This window comes from Inquilinus limosus (assembly GCF_051487185.1).
In the GTDB taxonomy this organism is placed as follows: Bacteria; Pseudomonadota; Alphaproteobacteria; order DSM-16000; family Inquilinaceae; genus Inquilinus; species Inquilinus limosus_F.
In genome coordinates this window covers 330,897-350,020 of record NZ_JAHVDK010000002.1, presented here as the reverse complement: position 1 = coordinate 350,020, position 19,124 = coordinate 330,897, and the positions used below count along the sequence as shown (strand labels likewise).

At 68.7% G+C, this 19,124-nt stretch carries 16 protein-coding genes; 7 read left to right on the top strand and 9 right to left on the bottom strand.

The annotated features are described in order from the left end of the window. Positions 1-2 precede the first annotated feature (2 nt). The 6 genes from recO to rpoZ all read right to left on the bottom strand — a co-directional run bounded on the left by recO (position 3) and on the right by rpoZ (position 6,117). On the bottom strand, positions 3-737 hold the full coding sequence (recO, locus tag KXR53_RS03520; RefSeq protein ID WP_437373438.1) for a DNA repair protein RecO: 735 nt from the start codon (positions 735-737) through the stop codon (positions 3-5). Between the two features lie 120 nt (positions 738-857). Continuing rightward, complete coding sequence (era, locus tag KXR53_RS03515; RefSeq protein ID WP_437373436.1) at positions 858-1,763, bottom strand: GTPase Era; 906 nt, start codon at positions 1,761-1,763, stop codon at positions 858-860. Continuing rightward, the gene (rnc, locus tag KXR53_RS03510) at positions 1,760-2,500 is read right to left on the bottom strand and encodes a ribonuclease III (RefSeq protein ID WP_437373434.1); all 741 of its coding nucleotides are present in this window, start codon (positions 2,498-2,500) and stop codon (positions 1,760-1,762) included. The genes era and rnc overlap by 4 nt, the downstream gene beginning before the upstream one ends. Further along, positions 2,452-3,222 (bottom strand): signal peptidase I, encoded by a 771-nt coding sequence (gene lepB / locus KXR53_RS03505; protein ID WP_437373432.1) that lies wholly within the window; start codon positions 3,220-3,222, stop codon positions 2,452-2,454. Before lepB ends, rnc begins: the two co-directional genes overlap by 49 nt. A gap of 87 nt (positions 3,223-3,309) precedes the next feature. Beyond that, positions 3,310-5,472 (bottom strand): RelA/SpoT family protein, encoded by a 2,163-nt coding sequence (locus tag KXR53_RS03500; protein ID WP_437373430.1) that lies wholly within the window; start codon positions 5,470-5,472, stop codon positions 3,310-3,312. A 204-nt stretch (positions 5,473-5,676) separates the two neighbouring features. Beyond that, a complete protein-coding gene (gene rpoZ, locus KXR53_RS03495) occupies positions 5,677-6,117 on the bottom strand; it encodes a DNA-directed RNA polymerase subunit omega (RefSeq protein WP_437373428.1) in 441 nt (146 codons plus the stop codon). A gap of 213 nt (positions 6,118-6,330) precedes the next feature. Between rpoZ and KXR53_RS03490 the strand changes: the two genes are divergently transcribed. After that, positions 6,331-6,957, top strand: a complete 627-nt coding sequence (locus tag KXR53_RS03490; RefSeq protein WP_437373426.1) for a LabA-like NYN domain-containing protein — start codon at positions 6,331-6,333, stop codon at positions 6,955-6,957. 47 nt (positions 6,958-7,004) lie between these two features. Here the strand turns inward: KXR53_RS03490 and smpB are convergent, their stop codons facing one another. Together smpB and dapA are read right to left on the bottom strand one after the other, a co-directional pair. Beyond that, a complete protein-coding gene (smpB, locus tag KXR53_RS03485; RefSeq protein ID WP_437373424.1) occupies positions 7,005-7,475 on the bottom strand; it encodes an SsrA-binding protein SmpB in 471 nt (156 codons plus the stop codon). 19 nt (positions 7,476-7,494) lie between these two features. Then, positions 7,495-8,370: a 4-hydroxy-tetrahydrodipicolinate synthase gene (gene dapA, locus KXR53_RS03480; protein WP_437373422.1), complete on the bottom strand. Its 876-nt coding sequence runs from the start codon at positions 8,368-8,370 to the stop codon at positions 7,495-7,497. Positions 8,371-8,430: 60 nt separating this feature from the next. On the opposite strand from dapA, the gene KXR53_RS03475 reads away from it, so the two are divergent. From KXR53_RS03475 to KXR53_RS03465, 3 genes are all read left to right on the top strand, one after another. Next, positions 8,431-10,398, top strand: a complete 1,968-nt coding sequence (locus tag KXR53_RS03475) for a lytic transglycosylase domain-containing protein (protein ID WP_437373420.1) — start codon at positions 8,431-8,433, stop codon at positions 10,396-10,398. Positions 10,399-10,569: 171 nt separating this feature from the next. Further along, complete coding sequence (locus KXR53_RS03470; RefSeq protein ID WP_437373418.1) at positions 10,570-11,547, top strand: threonine ammonia-lyase; 978 nt, start codon at positions 10,570-10,572, stop codon at positions 11,545-11,547. A gap of 4 nt (positions 11,548-11,551) precedes the next feature. Then, positions 11,552-11,956, top strand: a complete 405-nt coding sequence (locus tag KXR53_RS03465; RefSeq protein WP_437373416.1) for a hypothetical protein — start codon at positions 11,552-11,554, stop codon at positions 11,954-11,956. On the opposite strand, the gene KXR53_RS03460 is transcribed toward KXR53_RS03465, so the two are convergent. After that, positions 11,953-12,837 (bottom strand): peptidoglycan-binding domain-containing protein, encoded by an 885-nt coding sequence (locus KXR53_RS03460; protein ID WP_437373414.1) that lies wholly within the window; start codon positions 12,835-12,837, stop codon positions 11,953-11,955. The genes KXR53_RS03465 and KXR53_RS03460 overlap by 4 nt on opposite strands. 198 nt (positions 12,838-13,035) lie before the next feature. Between KXR53_RS03460 and KXR53_RS03455 the strand changes: the two genes are divergently transcribed. From KXR53_RS03455 to KXR53_RS03445, 3 genes are all read left to right on the top strand, one after another. After that, positions 13,036-15,030 (top strand): PhoX family protein, encoded by a 1,995-nt coding sequence (locus KXR53_RS03455; RefSeq protein ID WP_437373412.1) that lies wholly within the window; start codon positions 13,036-13,038, stop codon positions 15,028-15,030. Between the two features lie 272 nt (positions 15,031-15,302). After that, complete coding sequence (locus KXR53_RS03450) at positions 15,303-15,701, top strand: hypothetical protein (protein WP_437373410.1); 399 nt, start codon at positions 15,303-15,305, stop codon at positions 15,699-15,701. A gap of 488 nt (positions 15,702-16,189) precedes the next feature. Then, positions 16,190-19,087, top strand: coding sequence for a phosphoenolpyruvate carboxylase (locus KXR53_RS03445; RefSeq protein WP_437373408.1), 2,898 nt, complete (start codon positions 16,190-16,192; stop codon positions 19,085-19,087). The last annotated feature ends 37 nt before the right edge of the window (positions 19,088-19,124 follow it).

The following is a 19,124-nucleotide window of genomic DNA, read 5'->3' as shown; positions in this document are numbered from 1 at the left end:
GTCTAGCGTATCGGCGCAGCCGGCCGAAGCGCGCTTCGCCGGTAAGCCTCGACAAATCGCGCCCGCGCCTCGGGCGGCGCCTTACCGGCCTGGGCGAACAGGTGGCGTTCGATGAAATGCCCGGTCAGGGCCAGGCCATCGGCCACTGCGGCGGGCGTCGCCGGCTCGCGCCCGATCAGGAAACCGGGCAGCGGCAGCAGCCGGTCGCGATAGGGTCCGGCGGCGGAGAGCGACACCGCCCTGCCGGTCCGCGGACTGATGAAGGCGAGCTGGTCGTTGGTGCCGGTGACAGCGCAGCGCGAGACGTCGAGGCCGAAGCCGAGGGTGCCGAGCAGCCCGACCTCCCATTGCACATAGGCAGCATCCCAATGCGGCGTCGGCAGCGTGTCGAGGAAGGCGAGCGTGCCGTCGAATACGGCCGGCAGCGGCTGCCGCTCGGCCAGGGCGGCGTCGAGCATGGCACAGGCCGAGACCAGGGCCAGAAGTCGCAGCGGCTGGTCCATGATCGCGGCCGCCGGGGTGCGGTCGACCTCGAGCGTATAGGTGCCGAGATGCTCGGCCAGCCGGCCGCGCCACTGCGCCGAGACCAGCGTGCCGGGCGGCAGCTGCGCGCGCCGGCGCTGGCCATGGACGACGCCGAGATGGCGGCCGTGCTCGCGGGTCAGCAGCCCGACGATCAGCGCCGCCTCGCCATGCGGGCGGACGCTCAGGACGATGCCGTCGTCGCGCCAGTCCATGTGTCAGCAGCCGCCCCGTTGTCATGCCCGGACTTGATCCGGGCATCCAGAGAGTGTCGACATCGTCTGGATTGCCGGGTCAAGCCCGGCGATGACAACAAAAATGAGCAATCGCACCGATCACGCCTCGAAATCCAGCCCCCAGACCGAATACCGGGCCGGGTCGTCGAGCCAGTTCTCGCGCACCTTGACGAACAGCGACAGATGCACCCGCTGCTCGGTGATCTCCTCCAGCTCCAGCCGGGCGGCGGTGCCGATCGCCTTGATCATCTGGCCGCCGCGGCCCAGCACGATCGCCTTCTGGCCGTCGCGCTGGACATAGATCACCTGCGAGATGCGGACGCTGCCGTCCTTCTGCTCCTCCCAGCTTTCGGTCTCGACCGCGACCGAATAGGGCAGCTCCTGCTGCAGTCGCAGGAACAGCTTCTCGCGTGTGATCTCCGCCGCCAGGAGGCGCATCGGCATGTCGGAGACCTGGTCCTCCGGGAACAGCCAGGGCCCTTCCGGCAGCCGCTCGGCCACGGCGCGGCGCAGGTCGTCGACCCCATCGCCGGTCAGGGCCGAGATCATGAAGGTGTCGGTGAACACGCCGGAGGCGTTCAGGTCGGCGGCCAGCGCCAGCAGCTTTGCCGGCTGCACGGCGTCGACCTTGTTCAGCACCAGGATCGCTTGGCGCCCGGCCTCGCCCAGCTTCTCGATGATGTCGCGGGTGTCCTCGCGCACCGTCTTCAGCGCGGCGTCGACCAGCAGCACCACCAGGTCGGCCTCCGCCGCCCCGCCCCAAGCCGCCGCGACCATGGCGCGGTCGAGGCGCCGGCGCGGCCTGAAGATGCCCGGCGTGTCGACGAACACGATCTGGGTCCGGCCCTCGGTCAGGATGCCGAGCACGCGGCTGCGCGTGGTCTGCACCTTCGGCGAGACGATCGCCACCTTGGTGCCGACGAGGGTGTTGAGCAGGGTCGACTTGCCGGCGTTGGGGGCGCCGATCAGGGCGACGAAGCCGCAGCGCGTCACGTCTTCGGTCATGACGAAAGCCTTTGCAGGAGGGCGGCGGCGGCGTCCCGCTCCGCCGCCCGCTTCGACGGGCCGCGGGCGGTGGCGCTGGGCTGGCCTTCGATCTCGACCCGGATCTCGAAGACCGGCAGGTGGTCGCTGCCGCCACGCGACACCTCGACATAGCGCGGCAGCTTCAGGCCGCGGGCCAGCGCCCATTGCTGCAGCGCCGATTTCGGGTCCTGCGGCGGGGCCGCGTGGCGGGCGATGAAGCCGGTCCAGGCGCTGCGGATGAAGCGGGTCGCCGCCGGCAGCCCGCCGTCGCGGTAGAGGGCACCGATCACCGCCTCGCAGGCATCGGCCAGGATCGTCGGGTTCTCGCGGCCGACCACCTCCTCGCCCGGCGACAGGACGAGATGGCGGCCGAGGCCGATCGCCGCCGCCACCTCGACCAGCGCCTCGCGCCGCACCAGGGCGACATGGCGCTTGGCGATGGCACCCTCATTCTCCTTCGGGAAGAGCTCGAGCAGCCATTCGGCGATGACCAGGCCGAGCACCCGGTCACCGAGGAACTCCAGCCGCTCATAGCCGTGCCGGGCGATGCGGCGCTTCTGGCCGCTGACGCTCGGATGCGTCAGCGCCTCGACCAGCAGCATCGGCTCGCGGAAATCGTGGCCGAGCCGCCGGGCGAAGGCGTCGAGGCTCTCGTCGGTCCCGGCGATCAGTGGATCCCCGTGAACATGCGGCTGAAGCGGAGCGCGAACGGCCATTTCCAGACCTGCCAGAAGCTGGCGTCTTCGAGGCTGAACCACAGGAACTCGGCGCGGCCGACGAAATTCTCGACCGGGACGTAGCCGACATCGGCCCGGCTATCCAAGCTGTTGTCCCGGTTGTCACCCATCATGAAATAATGGTCCGGCGGTACGAGATATTCCGGCGTGTCGTCATAAGGCTGGTTGTCGCCGACCTCCAGGATCCGGTGCTCGACCGGCGGATTGCCGTCCGACCCCGGCAGCGTCTCGATATACTGGTGGTAGACCACGCGCTGGCCGAACTGCACCGTCATCGCATAAGGCTGGATCTCGCGGCGCTCGACCATCTGGCCGTTGATGTAGAGCCGCCCGCCGGTGACCTTGACGCGGTCGCCGGGCAGGCCGATCACGCGCTTGACGTAGTCGACCGAGGTGTCCTTCGGCAGGCGGAACACGGCGACGTCGCCGCGCTCCGGCGGACTGCCCAGGATCCGGCCGTTGAACAGCGGCAGGCCGAAGGCGATGGTCTGGTTGCTGTAGCCGTAGGAGAATTTCGACACGAACAGGTAGTCGCCGACCAGGAGCGTCGGGATCATCGAGCCGGACGGGATGTTGAACGGCTCGAAAGCGACCGTGCGGATGCCGAAGGCGATCGCGATCGCATAGACCACGGTCAGGATGGTTTCGACCCATCCGCCCTTTTTCTTCGACATCTCGATCGACTTCTGGTGCTGGCTCATGGCGCCCCTGTATGGTCCGGCGACGAAGGGAAATCAATCGCCGGCAAGGGGCGATCTGGTCGCAGCCCGGCCGCGCCGGGACGGCGGTCAGCGGCTGCGGGCACGGTCCACCGCGCTGATCACCGGCATGGCGCGGAGGGCCGCGATGATGTTGGTGAGATGCTTGACGTCCTTGACGTCGATGTCGATCAGGATCTCGAAGAAGTCGACCGAGCGGCTGGTGATCTTCAGGTTGGTGATGTTGCCGCCGTTCTTGCCGATCACCGTGGTCAGCGTGCCGAGGCTGCCCGGCTCGTTGCTGATCGTCACCTGGATCCGGCCGACATGGTCCTCGGCGGCATCGGCGCCGGCATCCCAGCTGACGTCGAGCCAGCGCTCCGGCGCGTTGTAGAAGCTCTCCAGCGTGTCGCAGTCGATGGTGTGGATGGTCACGCCCTTGCCGGTGGTGACGATGCCGACGATGCGGTCGCCCGGGATCGGGTGGCAGCAGCGGGCATAGTGGACGGCGAGGTTCGGGATCAGGCCGCGGATCGGGATCGCGCCCGGGCCGCCGCTCGCGGCCTTGCGCGCCCGGCTGAGCGGCACGACCTTGCCCGAACGCTCCTTCTCCTGCTGCACCTGGGCTCGGTGGCCGGGAAACACGGCGTGGAACACGTCGCGGGCGCCCAGCACCCCGGCGCCGACATTGGCCAGGATGTCGTCGGGCTCGCTGGCCTTGAAGATCTTGAGGACGCCTTCCAGCGCCTTGTCGGAGAACTCGTAACCCTCCTGCCGGAACACGCCCTGCAGCATCGACCGGCCGAGCTTGGCGTGCTCGTCGTGCTGCTGGGCGCGGATGAAGCGCCGGATGCAGGCCCGCGCCTTACCGGTGGCGACGAAGCGCTCCCATTCCGGCGAGGGCGTCGAGGTCTTGGAGGTGATGATCTCGACCTGGTCGCCGTTCTGCAGCAGATGGCGCAGCGTCACCATCCGGCCGTTGACCCGGGCGCCGACGCAGGTGTTGCCGATCTCGCTGTGCACCGCATAGGCGAAGTCGACCGGCGTCGCGCCTTGCGGCAGAGCGATCACCGCGCCCTTCGGGGTGAAGCAGAACACCTGGTCCTGGAACAGGGCCAGCTTGGTGTGCTCCAGGAACTCCTCGGGCTTCTGCGCCTGCTCGAGGATGTCGAGCAGGTCGCGCAGCCAGCGGTACTGGGTGCCGTCCGGGTTCTGCTCACCCTGCTTGTAGGCCCAGTGCGCGGCCACGCCGAGCTCCGCGATCTCCTGCATGTCGCGGGTGCGGATCTGGACCTCGATGCGCTGCCGCATCGGCCCGATCACCGCGGTGTGCAGCGACCGGTAGCCATTCGGCTTCGGCGTCGAGATGTAGTCCTTGAAACGGCCGGGCAGCGAAGCGTAGCGGCCGTGGATCAGGCCGAGGGCGTGGTAGCACTCGCCCTCGGTCTCGACCACGATCCGGAACGCCATGATGTCGGTCAGCTGCTCGAACGCCATGTTCTTGCGCTGCATCTTGCGCCAGATCGAATAGGGGCGCTTCTCGCGGCCGAGGACATTGGCCTCAAGGCCCCCCTCCTCAAACACCCGCTGCAGCTCGGCGATGATCTTCGAGACGACGTCCTGGCCTTCTTCGCGCAGCTGGGCCAGGCGGCGGACGATGCTCTCGCGCGCATCGGGATGGAGCTGGGCGAAGGCCAGGTCCTCCAGCTCCTCCTGCATGCCGTGCATGCCGATGCGCTCGGCCAGGGGCGCGTAGATCTCGAGCGTCTCGCGCGCGATCCGGCGCCGCTTCTCCTCGTTGTTGAAGGCGCCGAGGGTGCGCATGTTGTGCAGCCGGTCCGCCAGCTTGACCAGCAGCACGCGGATGTCCTTCGACATCGCCAGCACCAGCTTGCGGAAATTCTCCGCCTGCTTGGACTGGTCGCTTTGCAGCTCCAGCTTCGACAGCTTGGTGACGCCGTCGACCAGCTGCGCCGTCTCGCGCCCGAACAGGGCCTCGAGCTCGCTCAGCGTCGCCCCGGTGTCCTCGACCGTGTCGTGCAGGAGGCCGGTGACGATCGAGCCGGTGTCGAGCTTCATGCCGGCGAGGATGCCGGCGACCTCGATCGGATGGACGAAATAGGGGTCGCCCGAGGCGCGCTTCTGCGACCCGTGCGCCTTCATCGAATAGACGTAGGCGCGGTTGATCAGATCCTCGTCCGCCGAGGGGTCGTAAGCCTTGACACGCTCGACCAGCTCATATTGGCGGATCATGCCGCGCCCCGCCACCGATCCATGAACCAATTCTCCCGGACAGGCGTCCTGCGCCTAACCGGATAATATGTTGAACCACAATCGGTTGCGTTGTGGATCAAATTCGGCAGGCGCGCGGCAGCCATGCCTTCGCCCGACCGGTCAAGCCGCATTATCGATCTCCCGACTGGCGGCCTGACACCACGCCGGGCAGTTCCGCTCGGATCAGATGTCGTCCTCGGAGGAGCCGATTTCCAGGTCGCTGCGGCCGTCCTCTTCCTCGGACTCGCCCTCCGCCGGCTCCTCCTCGTCGGCGGATTCGATCCCGTAGGTGGATTCCTGGTCCGAGCCGACGGCGGTCTGCGGCGCCACGCCGGCCTTGAGCCACTCCTCCTCGCCGGCCATCAGCTCGATGATTTCCTCATCGGCCTCGTCGATCTCGGCCAGCTTCTGGTGGCCCTTGACCAGGGCTTCCCGCAGGCCCTCGAGCGGGACCGTCTCATCGGCGATCTCGCGCAGCGCCACCACCGGGTTCTTGTCGTCGTCGCGATCGACGGTCAGCGAAGCGCCGGACGAAATGTCGCGGGCGCGCTGGGCCGCCATGAGCACCAGATCGAACCGGTTGGGAACCTTGAGGACGCAATCCTCGACGGTGACGCGAGCCATGGGCTAACCGCTCCTGCACGAAAACTGCCACGACGATAAAATCGTAGCACGACGGATGCAACGCAACGGCCGCATCTTTGTTATACCGAAGGGCGGACCACGTAGCGCAGATGCGGCGAATGCGCAAGCCTCGTCGCGCACCGTTGACCGCTCCTTGCAAACTGGGTAGCGAACCCAATCTGTCAACCTGTCCCCTGCCGCAAAGGAACGCACATGATTTTCTATAAGGAAGAACGGCTCGCAATATTCATTGACGGCGCCAATCTCTATGGCGCTGCCCGTTCGCTTGGCTTCGATATCGATTATCGCCGGCTGCTCGACCTCTTCGCCAAGAAGGGTCGCCTGATCCGCGCCTTCTACTACACCACGCTGATCGAGGATCAGGAATATTCTCCCATCCGGCCGTTGATCGATTGGCTCGACTACAACGGCTACACCATGGTGACCAAGCCGTTGCGCGAGTACACCGACAGCCAGGGCCGGCGCCGCGTGAAGGGCAATGTCGACATCGACCTCGCGATCGACGCGCTGGAGATGGCTGATCGGGCCGACCACATCCTGCTGTTCTCGGGCGACGGCGACTTCAAGCGCCTGGTCGAGGCGATCCAGCGCAAGGGCGTCCGCGTCACCGTGGTCTCGACCATCAAGTCGAGCCCGCCGATGGTGTCGGACGAGCTGCGCCGTCAGGCCGACAACTTCGTCGAGCTGATGGAGCTGGCGCCGCACATCCAGCGCATGAACGCGCCGAACCGCACCCAGGTCGCACCGGCCGAGGGCACCGAGGACGGCACCGTCGAGGAGCCGGTGCAGCAGGCCGGCGCCTACGCCCGCTCTGCCTGATCCGGATCAGGCCGGCTCGTGGGGGAGCCGGCCTGCCGTCGAGCGGGTCAGCCCCGGTCGCGCAGGACGCGCGCCTTTTCGCGCTGCCAGTCCCGCGCCTTGATGGTCTCGCGCTTGTCGTGCGCCTTCTTGCCGCGGGCGAGGCCGAGATCGACCTTGGCGATGCCGCGGTCGTTGAAATAGATCGACAGCGGGATCAGGGTCACGCCCTCCCGCTTCACCCTGCCCAACAGCTTGTCCCGCTCGCGCCGGTGCACCAGCAGCTTGCGCGGCCGCTTCAGCTCGTGGTTGAAGCGGTTGCCCGGCCCGTATTCCGGGATATGGGCGTTGAACAGGTACAGCTCGCCCTGCATCTCGCCGGCATAGGCATCCTGCAGGTTGCCGCGGCCCTCGCGCAGCGCCTTCACCTCCGTGCCGGCCAGCATGATGCCGGCCTCGACATTCTCCTCGATGAAATAGTCGTGCCGCGCCCGCCGGTTCTGCGCGACGATGCGGCCGGGGGTCCGCGGCTGAGCCATGATCCTGGATCCGTCCTGGTCAGTTGAGCAGCCCGGCGAAGCTCATCGCCTCGCGCACCGCCGCCCGCGTCGCCTCGCCGGGCGGCACCAGCGGCAGCCGGACATGGTCTTCGGCGAGGCCGAGCAGCTTCGCCCCGTACTTCACCGGCCCCGGGCTGGTCTCCAGGAACAGCGCCCGGTGCAGCGGCATCAGCCGGTCGCGAGCCACCGCCATGCGCGCCAGGTCGCCCTCGGCCCAGGCATTGTGCATTTCGGCGCAGAGCCGCGGCGCGATGTTGGCGGTCACCGAGATGCAGCCATGGCCGCCTTGCGCCAGAAACGCCGTGGCAGTGGCATCCTCGCCGGAAAGCTGGCAGAACTCCGGACCGATCCGAAGCCGCGTCGCCAGCGGCCGCACCAGATCGGCGGTCGAATCCTTGACCCCGACGATGCGCGGCAGCTCGGCCAGGCGGGCCATGGTGTCGATCGACATGTCGATCACGCTGCGGCCTGGAATGTTGTAGATCACGATCGACAGATCGACCGCGTCATGGATGGCCCTGTAATGCTGGTAGAGACCTTCCTGCGTCGGCTTGTTGTAGTAGGGCGTGACGACCAGCGCGGCGTCCGCGCCCGCCTTCTGCGCGTGCCGGGTCAGGGAAATCGCCTCCTCGGTCGAGTTCGAGCCGGTGCCGGCGATCACCGGGACGCGGCCCTTGGCCACCTCGATGCACAGCTCGATCACCCGCTCGTGCTCGGGGTGGCTCAGCGTCGGGGACTCGCCGGTGGTGCCGCAGGGGACCACGCCCTGGGTGCCCTCGCGGATCTGCCAGTCGACGAAGCTCTGGAAGGCTTTCTCGTCCACCCCCTGCTCGGAGAAGGGCGTAATCAGGGCGACGATCGATCCCTTGAACATGGGGGCTTCCGTGGGCGTTGGAGATGGTGTCGGGACGTTAACCTCAGTGTCATAGCGGCTGTGCTGCGGGCCGGCAAGCGAGCCGGGCTGGCGGCGGCTCTTCTTGCGATTTGGGGGGCGCTGCTGCTCGGCACCGCTGCACCGGCCCTTGCCCAGCCGGCCACGCCGGCGGAGATCAAGGCGGCGCAGGCCCTGTTCTCCGCCGTCGACCGCAACGCCTGGGACGTGGTGCGGACGGTCAAGGGCCAGATGGGCGACACGCTGGTCGGCCGGCTGGCGACCTGGGCGGAGCTGTCGCGCCCCGACAGCACCGCCGGCTTCGAGGAACTGGCCGCCTTCATCGTCCGCAACCCGGACTGGCCGAACGTCCAGCCCCTGCGCCGCCGCGCCGAGCGGGCGATGCCGGACGGGCTGCCGGCCGACGCGGTGGTGGCCTGGTTCGACGCCTTCGCCCCGCTGACCGTCGAGGGCGCGCTGCATTTCGGCGCGGCGCTGCAGACCACCGACCCGATCCGCGCCCGGATCTGGGCCCGTGACACGTGGCGCAGCCTGTCGATGACCGCCGAGCAGGAAAACCAGTTCCTGCAGCGTTTCGGCAGCCTGATGGAGCCGGACGACCACTGGGCGCGGCTCGACACCCTGCTCTGGGCCGAGCGGACGGACGAGGCGCGCCGCATGCTGCCCCGCGTCTCCGGCGACCGGCGGCTTCTCGCCGACGCCCGGCTGAAGCTGATGCTGCGCACGCCGGACGCCTCGGCCGCGGTGCGGGCCCTGCCGGCGAAGCTGCTGCAGGACGAGGGCATCCTGTACGAGCGCACCCGCTGGCGGCGGCGCAACGAAGACAATGCCGGCGCCATCGAGATGCTGGCGCAGCAGCCACGGAGCACGCAGCACGCCCGCGCCTGGTGGCTGGAGCGGCATATCATCGCCCGCCGGCTGTTCGACGAGCAGTCCTACCGCCAGGCCTATCGGCTGGTCACCGCGCGCGAGCAGAGCGACTCGGTGGACCGGGCCGATAAGGATTTTCTGGCCGGCTGGCTGGCGCTGCGCTTCCTCGACCGGCCGCAAGACGCGATCGAGCATTTCGAGAAGCTGTATGCCGACGTCAGCATGCCGATCAGCCTGGCCCGCGGCGCCTACTGGGCCGGCCGGGCGCATGAAGCGGCGGGTCACAAGCAGAAGGCGGCGGACTGGTACCGACTGGCGGCGAAGCAGCCCCTGACCTTCTACGGCCAGCTCGCCGCCGACAAGCTTGGCCAGCCCAGCATCGCGGCGCTGCCGGTGTCGGCGACGCCGAGCATCCAGGCGCTGGCGTCCTATGGCGGCGACCTGGCCCGCGCCGCCCGGCTGCTCGACGCCGTCGGCCAGCGCGACCGGGCCGACCTGTTCCTACGCAAGCTGATGGTCGATGCCGACACGCCGGAGAAGAACCGGCTGCTGGCGATGCTGGCGAGCTCGATGAAATACCCCTTCGTCGCCGTCCGCGCCGCCAAGGCCGCGGCGCGTGACGGCAGCGCGGTGATCGACGCCGCCTATCCGCTGGTGTCGCTGCCGGACGATCTGAGCGGGCTGCCGCCGGCCCTGGTGCTGGGCCTGGCGCGGCAGGAGAGCGAGTTCAACCCCAACGCCGTCTCCAGCGCCGGGGCGATCGGGCTGATGCAGCTTCTTCCCGGCACGGCCCGCGACGTCGCCCAGTCGCTCGGCATCGAGCACACCACCGGCATGCTCAGCGGCGACCCGGTGCACAATCTTCGCCTCGGCAGCCGCTACCTCGCCAATCTGCTCCGGCGCTACGACGGCAACTGGCCGCGGGCGATCGCCGCCTACAACGCCGGCTTCGGCAAGGTCGACGGCTGGGCGCCGACGCCATCCAAATCGCCGGAGCAGGTGGTGGACTGGATCGAATCCATCCCGCTGCCGGAGACCCGCAGCTATGTCCAGCGCGTGCTGGAGAACACCCAGGTCTACCGCCTGCGCCTGGGCGAGGCGCCCAAGGCAGGAGCGCTGGAGGCGGATCTGCTGCGGTGAGGAAGACGCTTCCGACGCGCCTGCCCCCGTTGTCATGCCCCGGGCTTGACCCGGGCATCCAGAGGACGGCGCCACCCACTGGATTGCCGGGTCAAGCCCGGCAATGACAGGATTGGCATCACTATTTCCCAGAAATAAGTTGAACATCGGCTCCCATCTACCTGAGAATCAATGATGATCGTCTCCGTCACCGATATCGAAGCCGCTGCCGGGCGCCTGCGGGGCCAGGCGGTGCGGACGCCGCTGCTGCGGTCGCCGCTGCTCGACGCCCGGGCCGGGCGCGAGGTGCTGGTCAAGGCCGAGCCGCTGCAGCGCACCGGGTCGTTCAAGTTCCGCGGCGCCTACAACCGGATCGCGCTGATCCCGGAGGCCGACCGGGCGAAGGGCGTGGTCGCCTTCTCCAGCGGCAACCATGCCCAGGGGGTGGCCGCGGCGGCCGGGCTGTTCGGCATCAAGGCGACGATCGTGATGCCGGCCGACGCCCCGGCGATCAAGCGGCGCAACACCGAGGCCTACGGTGCCACCGTGGTGCCCTATGATCGCTTCGGCGAGGACCGTGAGGCGGTGGCCGCGAAGATCGTGGCCGAGACCGGCGCCACGCTGGTGAAGCCCTATGACGACCCCCGCATCATTGCCGGCCAGGGCACGATCGGGCTCGAGATTGCCGAGCAATGCGCCGAGCTGGGCGTGCGCCCCGATGCGGTGCTGGTGAGCTGCAGCGGCGGCGGCCTGGTCTCCGGCATCTCGGTGGCGGTCAAGGCGCGGATGCTGGGCGTGCGGATCTATTCGGCCGAGCCGGAGGCGCTGGACGACATGCGCCGGTCGCTCGCGGCCGGCGAGCGCGTCCGGAACGACCCCGAGGCTCGGTCGATCTGCGACGCGCTGCAATCCCCCACCCCCGGCGAGATCACCTTCTCGATCGCACGCGAGACGCTGTCGGGCGGCGTCACCGCCCCGGACGACGCGGCGCTGCGGGCCATGGCCGTGGCCTTCGACACGCTGAAGCTGGTGGTCGAGCCCGGCGGCGCCGTCGGCCTGGCGGCGACGCTGGAGCGGCGGATCCCGGACGACATCCGCAGCGTCGTCATCGTCTGCTCCGGCGGCAATGTCGACGCCGCCACCTTCCGCGACGCCCTGGCGACGCTCTGAATCGATGACCGGGCGGCCCGCCTTCTTCGACCGGCTGCAGGGCTGGTGGGACGGCCGCGCCGAAGGCGGCCGGCCGCCGCATCGCGACGCGCTGAGCCCGGTCGAGATCATGCCGATGCTGCCGCATCTGCTGATGCTCGATCTCGCCGGTCCGGCGCCGCGGGTGCTGTGGGCCGGCACCGCGGTGAAGGAGGCGGTGGGCGGCAATCCGGGCGACCAGCCGCTCGAGCGCACGCCGCTCGGCGGGCCAGAGGCCGAGGCCGCCATCGCCCGGATGGTCGCGGAGGCACGGCCGGTGGAGGCCGTGCTGGGCGGCCGGCGCGCCCTGCTCTGCCCGCTCCTCGGCGAGGGCCAGGCCGTCGCAGCCGCGCTGGTCGGCCTGGCCCCGACGGCCGCCGGGACCGGCTAGAAGGTGCCGCGGAAGCCGAGGCCGAAGCTGCCCTCGAGATGCACGGTGAAGCCGGCCCGCCCGTTCTGGGAGCCGTAGTTGAGCTCGGCCTTGCCGTCGCCCCAGGCGCCAAAGGTCACGAAGGGCAGCGGCGAGCCTTCCCGGCCCGCCACCCGGACGGTGAAGGCGGCATTGGCGGTATCGCTGATCTTGTTCGGGTCGAGCGGATTGAAGCTCGGAATCCCCACCCCCCATTTGAAGCCGGTGTCCGGGTTGCTGATCTTCGTCACCGGATCCGGGACCAGCGAGCCCAGGAAGGCCCGGAACCTGGAGTTGACCGGCAGGTCGTCGATCAGGCCGAGGATGGCCTTCCTGGACCGGACGAAGGGGTCTTCCGGGTCCTGCCGCGTCGGCACCGTCAGGGTGAAATCGAAGACGCTGGGGCGGTTGAGATCCGGCAGCGGCGCCGAACCCCCGCTGGTCAGGGTCAGCCTCGGCCCCGGGATCAGCGGCGGGGTCATCAGCCGGCCGGGCGGGGCCGGCCATTGCAGCGGCGGGATCAGCCGCGGCGGTTGAATCCCGATCCCGGGCCGGGCGCCGATCGTCGGCAGGGTCAGGCTTCGCGGCACGAGCAGCAGCTGCGCCTTCACCACCGTCACCTCGAACAGGACGGCGGAGGTCTTCGGGCCGACGATGCCGTCAACCGTGAGCTTGTTGAGCCGCTGGAACTGCTCCACCCGCGCCTTGGTCTTCGGTCCGAAGATCCCGTCGACCTGCAGCGGGACCGTGTTGCGGAGATGGAAGTTCAGGACGTCCTGAACGGCGCGGACGTCGGCCCCTTGCGATCCGGTCGTGAGTAACCTGCCCATCAGCCCCCCTGTGAGCGCCGCCGTCGCGGGCATGGCCGACATCGTCCGCCCGAATCATGGCCGGGACGGGGCCGGAACCGGGAAATTTGTCGGCGGGCGACGGCCGCTGTTGCGCTATAATCGGCCGTCATCGAACCGTCATCGGACTGAAACAAATCCAACATTGCCGATCGGTAAGGTCCCGCCGGATTCACGCCCGCCGCCACGGCAGCCAGCCCAGAGGGGATCGAGATGGACCAGGATTCCAACCTGTCGCGCGTTCAGCGCTTCGAGCAGCAGGACGACCGCAGCAGCAACCTCTCCGACAACCCGACCATGGGCGACATGATCAACGCCCGCTTCGGCCGGCGCGGCGTGCTGCGCGGTGCCCTGGCGGTCTCGGCGATCAGCGCCGTGGTCGGCCCGGCGGCGCTCCTGTCCAGCCGTCCGGCGCAGGCGACCGCGCCGACGCGCTTCGCCTTCGACGAGCTGGAGGCCGGAGTCGACGCCAAGCACCACGTCGCCCAGGGCTACGATGCCGAAATCCTGATCCGCTGGGGCGACCCGGTGATCAAGGGCGCCCCCGCCTTCGACGTGCGGAACCAGACCGCCGCCGCCCAGGAGAAGCAGTTCGGCTACAACAACGACTATATCGGCTATGTGCCGCTGCCGCTGGGCTCGAACAGCAGCGATCACGGCCTGCTGGTGATCAACCACGAATACACCGACGCCGGCCTGATGTTCCCCGGCATCGCCGACGAGAAGGGCGAGTTCGAGCTGTCGAAGCTGACCAAGGAACAGGTCGACATCGAGATGGCCGCGCACGGCCAGTCGGTGATCGAGGTCCGGCGCGGCGCCGACGGCAAATGGGCGGTGGTGGCGGACAGCCCCTACAACCGCCGCATCACCGCCCTTTCGACCGAGTTCCTGGTCACCGGCCCGGCCGCCGGCCACGACCGCCTCAAGACCAAGGCCGACCCGACCGGCACCAAGGTGATCGGCACGATCAACAACTGCGCCGGCGGCACCACCCCCTGGGGCACCACGGTGCACGCCGAGGAGAACTTCAACGGCTATTTCGGCGGCGAGCTGAAGGATGACCATCCGGAGGCGCGCAACTACAAGCGCTATGGGCTGGGCGAGGCGGAGTACGCCTGGAGCCTGCACCATGACCGCTTCGACCTGGTCAAGGAGCCGAACGAGCCCAACCGCTTCGGCTGGGTGGTCGAGATCGACCCGACCGATCCGAACTCGGTGCCGAAGAAGCGCACCGCGATGGGCCGATTCAAGCACGAAGGCGCCGAGAGCATCGTCAACAAGGACGGCCGCGTCGTCTTCTACCAAGGCGACGACCAGCGCTTCGACTACCTGTACAAGTTCGTCACCGCCGGCAAGTTCGACCCGAACAACCGGGCGGCGAACATGGACCTGCTGGACGAAGGCACGCTGTACGTCGCCAAGTTCGATGCCGACGGCAAGGTGACCTGGATGCCGGTCGTGTTCGGCCAGGGCCCGCTGACCGAGGCCAACGGCTTCAAGAGCCAGGCCGACGTGCTGATCGAGACCCGCCGCGCCGCCGACCTGCTGGGCGCCACCAAGATGGACCGGCCGGAAGACGTGCAGCCGAACCCGGTGAACGGCAAGGTCTACGTCATGCTGACCAACAACGACCGGCGCAAGGCCGACCAGGTCGACGCCGCCAACCCGCGGCCGGAGAACAAGTTCGGCCACATCGTCGAGATCACCCCGGCGGACGGCGACCATGCCGCCACCGCGGGCACCTGGGACCTGCTGGTGAAGTGCGGCGACCCGAGCGTCGCCGCGGTCGGGGCCACCTTCAACCCCGCCACCAGCAAGAACGGCTGGTTCGGGTCGCCCGACAATTGCGAGATCGATGCCGACGGCCGGCTGTGGATCTCGACCGACGGCAACAACTACAAATACAGCGGCCGCGCCGACGGCATCTGGGGGCTGGAGACCGAGGGCGAGGCCCGCGGCACCGGCAAGCTGTTCTTCCGCGTTCCGGTCGGGGCCGAGATGTGCGGCCCGCTGATGACGCCGGACGTGACCACCTTCTTCGTCGCGGTGCAGCACCCGGGCGAAGGCGGCAAGGAATGGCCGGAATTCGGCCGCCCCAGCACCTTCGCCGACCCGTCGACCCGCTGGCCCGACTTCCAGGACGGCATGCCGCCGCGGCCCTCGGTCGTGGTGATCACCAAGCAGGGCGGCGGCAAGATCGGCGCCTGAGGTTTAAGAAGTGCGCGTAACTGACTGATAAATTTGTATATTGTCATCGCGAGCGCAGCGAAGCAATCCAGGGCGGTTTGGCGTGGCTCCTGGATTGCTTCGTCGGCTTCGCCTCCTCGCAATGACGGTAAGGGGCCTTAGGGCGCGCATGCCATCGAACCTCCCCGCCCGGCGGGGAGGTTTTTTTGTCGCCGTCCTGCGCTTCGTCTTGCGGCCGGGCGGGGCCATATCGATAGTGAGCCGCAGTTCGCGAGACGATCGGACCACGGATCATGAGACGCCTGAACGCGGCCGCCGCGGCCGCCATCATCGCCCTGCTCGGGCTGGTCAGCGCTTCCCGGGCGCAGAGCGACGACCTGTATGTGCTTGGCATCGCTCTGTTTGTCGCCTGCATCGGCGTCGTGATGCTGCTGATCAAGCAGCATTTCGACGCCCGGGACGAACGGCCGAGCCGCGCCTTCCTGCCGACCGAGCCGGACTCCTGCTTCGCCGTGACCTTCCTGCTCGGCCTCCTGGCCGTGGTCGGGCTGGTCGCGGCGACGGCGCCCGAGTTGTACCGGGTCGGGCTTGGCCTGTTCGTGGTCAGCGTCATCGGCGCCGGCGCCGCCCTGAAACGGGGCTACGACCTGATCGACCGCAGCCGCACCCGGGACCATGCCGACGCGCATTAGCCGGGTATGCGACGGACGGTCGCGGCACCACTTCTGGCATATGCTTGCTTGACAATTTCGAGTCCGCCACCAAATCCATAGTGCGGCCGGCGATGGTTCGTCCCCCCAGCCATCGCCAAGATCCTTCCGATGGGATCGAATTAAGCCGTCAGCCGGGCCGAACGCTCCCTCCCCTCCGAGCGGATCGGACCCAGGCGAAGAAAGGCCCCGGCGCTTCCCCCCGCGTCGGGGCCACTTCTTTTTCTGGTTCAGGGTCAAGCCACAAACTATTGAATCTTAATCGCTTTTGGCGAAAGCCCATAGGCGATGCGGAGACTCACCCGCTTTCGTTTCTGTCGTTCGCGGACCGGATTTCTTCGCCAAAGCGATTGACAAGCCCTTTGCAGCGCAACATGGATGCCCAACGCAGTTGCAGCATCGCGGCTGCCGCACGGGGAGGCACCATGCCGGATACGCGCCAAGCCACGCCTCGGCCGGAGGATCGGACGATGCCCCTCGCCCGTGAGCTGACGCAACTTCTCAAGCGCTACGAGAAGTCCCAGCGCGAGGATCCCTTCGCCAACCCGATCCAGCACCTGGCGCTGGAGCTGTCGCGGCGGCTGGCCGACGGCAAGCTGGACTATGGCGACGTCGAGGAGCTGATCGGCCATCTGACGGTCGAAGGCTTCGGCCACCGCGCCGCCCGGCTGGGCCGCTATCTCGGCGAGACCGCGCCCGAGGCCAATGACGCACGGCTGCGCGCCCTGTTCCAGGGCCTGACCCGGGATGCCGAGGGCCGCACCCTGCCCTTCGCCGACTTCCGCCGCCGGGTCGAGAGCGAGGCCTTCGGCGCCGTCTTCACCGCCCACCCGACCTTCAACCTGTCCGGCGCCCTGATGGCCGATCTGGCGGCGCTGGCGGTTGGCCGCAGCGCCGACGGCGCGCTGCTGGACGACCCGGCCAGGGCCGCCTTGCTAGCCCGTGCCGCCGCGGTCGAGCATCGGCCGGACGAGGATCTGAGCCTGGCGCGCGAGCACGCCCTGTCGCTCGAGGCCATCGCCAATGCCCGCACCGCCCTGGCCCGCGCCTGGGGCATCCTGCTGGACGTCGCCCGCGACGCCTATCCCGAGGACTGGCGCAGCCTGACCCCGCGGCTGGTCACGCTGGCCTCCTGGGTCGGCTACGACCTCGACGGCCGCTCCGACATCCGCTGGACCGACACGCTTCATAAGCGCCTCTTGGTCCAGGCGGCGCAGCTGGACCATTACCTGTCGGAGGTGCGGGCGATCCGGTCCGAGGTGCCGCGCGGCGCGCTCGACCTCTTGGAGACGCTGGACCTGCTGGAGAGCCGGATCGCGCTCGCCATCGCCCAGATCCGGGACGAGGTCGCAGCCTTCGCCGTGGCCGATCCGGCCTCCGCCGCGGGGCGCGAGCAGATCCGCGTCATCAGCCAGCGCATTCATGCCGGCCAGGCGCTGCGCCTGGTCGAATCCGCGAGCCTGATCGCGATCGTCGACCGGGCGCTGGAGCGCACCGACGACCCGGGGCTGTCACGCCGCTTCTGCCTCTTGCGGGCCGAGTTGGCGACGCACGGCCTGGGCGCCGCCCACACCCATGTGCGGATCAACGCCACCCAGGTGCACAACGCGATCCGCAAGGCGGTCGGCATGGTGTCCGACCCGAACGATCCGCGCTACCGGCAATCCTATCTCGACCGGGTGAACGCTCTGCTCGACACGGTCGAGCCGGTGACGGTCAATTTCGGCTCGCTGCTGGCGGAGCGCACCTCGGTCAAGCGCCTGTTCATGCTGCTGGCGCAGATGCTGAAGTACAACGACCGCTCGGCGCCGATTCGCTTCCTGATCGCCGAAAGCGAGAGCGCCTTCACCTGCCTGACCGCCCTCTACTACGCCCGGCTGTTCGGGGTCGACGGGATGGTCGACATCTCGCCCCTGTTCGAGACCGAGAAGGCGCTGGAAAACGGCAGCCGGATCATCGAGCAGCTGCTGGAGAACCCGCACTATCGTGACTATGTGCGGCGCCGCGGCCGGGTCTGCGTCCAGACCGGCTATTCCGATGCCGGGCGCTATCTCGGCCAGACCCCGGCCAGCGCCTCGATCGAGCGGCTGCGGCTCAGGCTGATCCGGGTGATGGCCAAGGCCGGGCTGCCGGATGTGCAGCTGCTGATCTTCGACACCCATGGCGAGTCGATCGGCCGTGGCTGTCATCCCGGCGGCATCGCCGACAGGCTGTCCTATGTCGACCCGCCGGCGACCAGGGCCTTTATGGCCAGCCAGGGCGTCGCCTTCAAGCAGGAGGTCAGCTTCCAGGGCGGTGACGGATACCTGTACTTCGCCCATCCCGACATGGCGTATGCCGTCGTCACCCGCATCCTCGAGCACATCCTGCCCGAGATCGACGACACCAGGGACGACCCGTTCTACGACGAGGCCGCCTATATCCGCGAGTTCTTCACCACGGTGAAGGAGTTCCAGGTCCGGCTGATGCAAAGCCGCGACTACGGCGTGCTGCTGCAGGCGCTGGGCCCGAACCTGCTGTTCCCCTCCGGCAGCCGCGCGGTCAAGCGGCAGCACGAGGACCCGAGCGAGCTGGACCACGCCATGCCGTCGCAGCTGCGCGCCATCCCGCACAACGCGGTGCTGATGCAGCTCGGCCTGCTGGCCAACAGCGTCGGCGGCGCCGGCGCCGCCATCGCCAAGGACCCGGAGCGGTTCCGCCAGCTCTACGCCGCCTCGCCGCGATTCCGGCAGCTGCTCGGCATCGTCACCTACGGCGCCTCGGCCAGCAGCCCGGCGGCGATGAAGGCCTATATCGACGCGCTCGACCCCGGCGCCTGGATCACCCGCGCCGCCGCCACCGCCGACCGCGAGCTGGCGGACCGGATGGTGGCCCTGTCCGGCCATCTCGAGCCGATGCCGGTGTGGGAGCGGCAGAGCCGCGTCTTCCGCGCCCTGCACAAGGATTTCATCCTGCTGCGCGACGGCCTCGAGGGCATCGACAACCAGGCGCCGCTCGTCGACCCCGCCAGCCGCGACGCGTTGGCGGTGCTGCACGCCGTGCGGCTGGCGCTGATCCAGGAGATCTTCCTGCTGGCGATGCGGATCCCGGAATTCTCCAGCCGGCACAACCTGACGCTGAAGCAGGTGATCGCCCGCATCCTGCATCTCGATGTGCTGTCGGCGGTGCAGTCGCTGGAGGAGATCTTTCCGCTGACCGAGGACACCATCGCCGTGGCCGATTTCGGCGAGGCCGCGACCTACCGCTCGGACGAGAGCCAGAACTACCAGTTCGAGAACGAGCGGATCTTCCGGCCGATGCGGCAGCTCTACGGCTTGCTGCGCCGGGTCTCGGCCGCGGTGGTGCACCGGACCGGGTTCTTCGGGTGAGACCGGGGCGAGGGGTGGCCCCTCGCCCGGCCTTTTC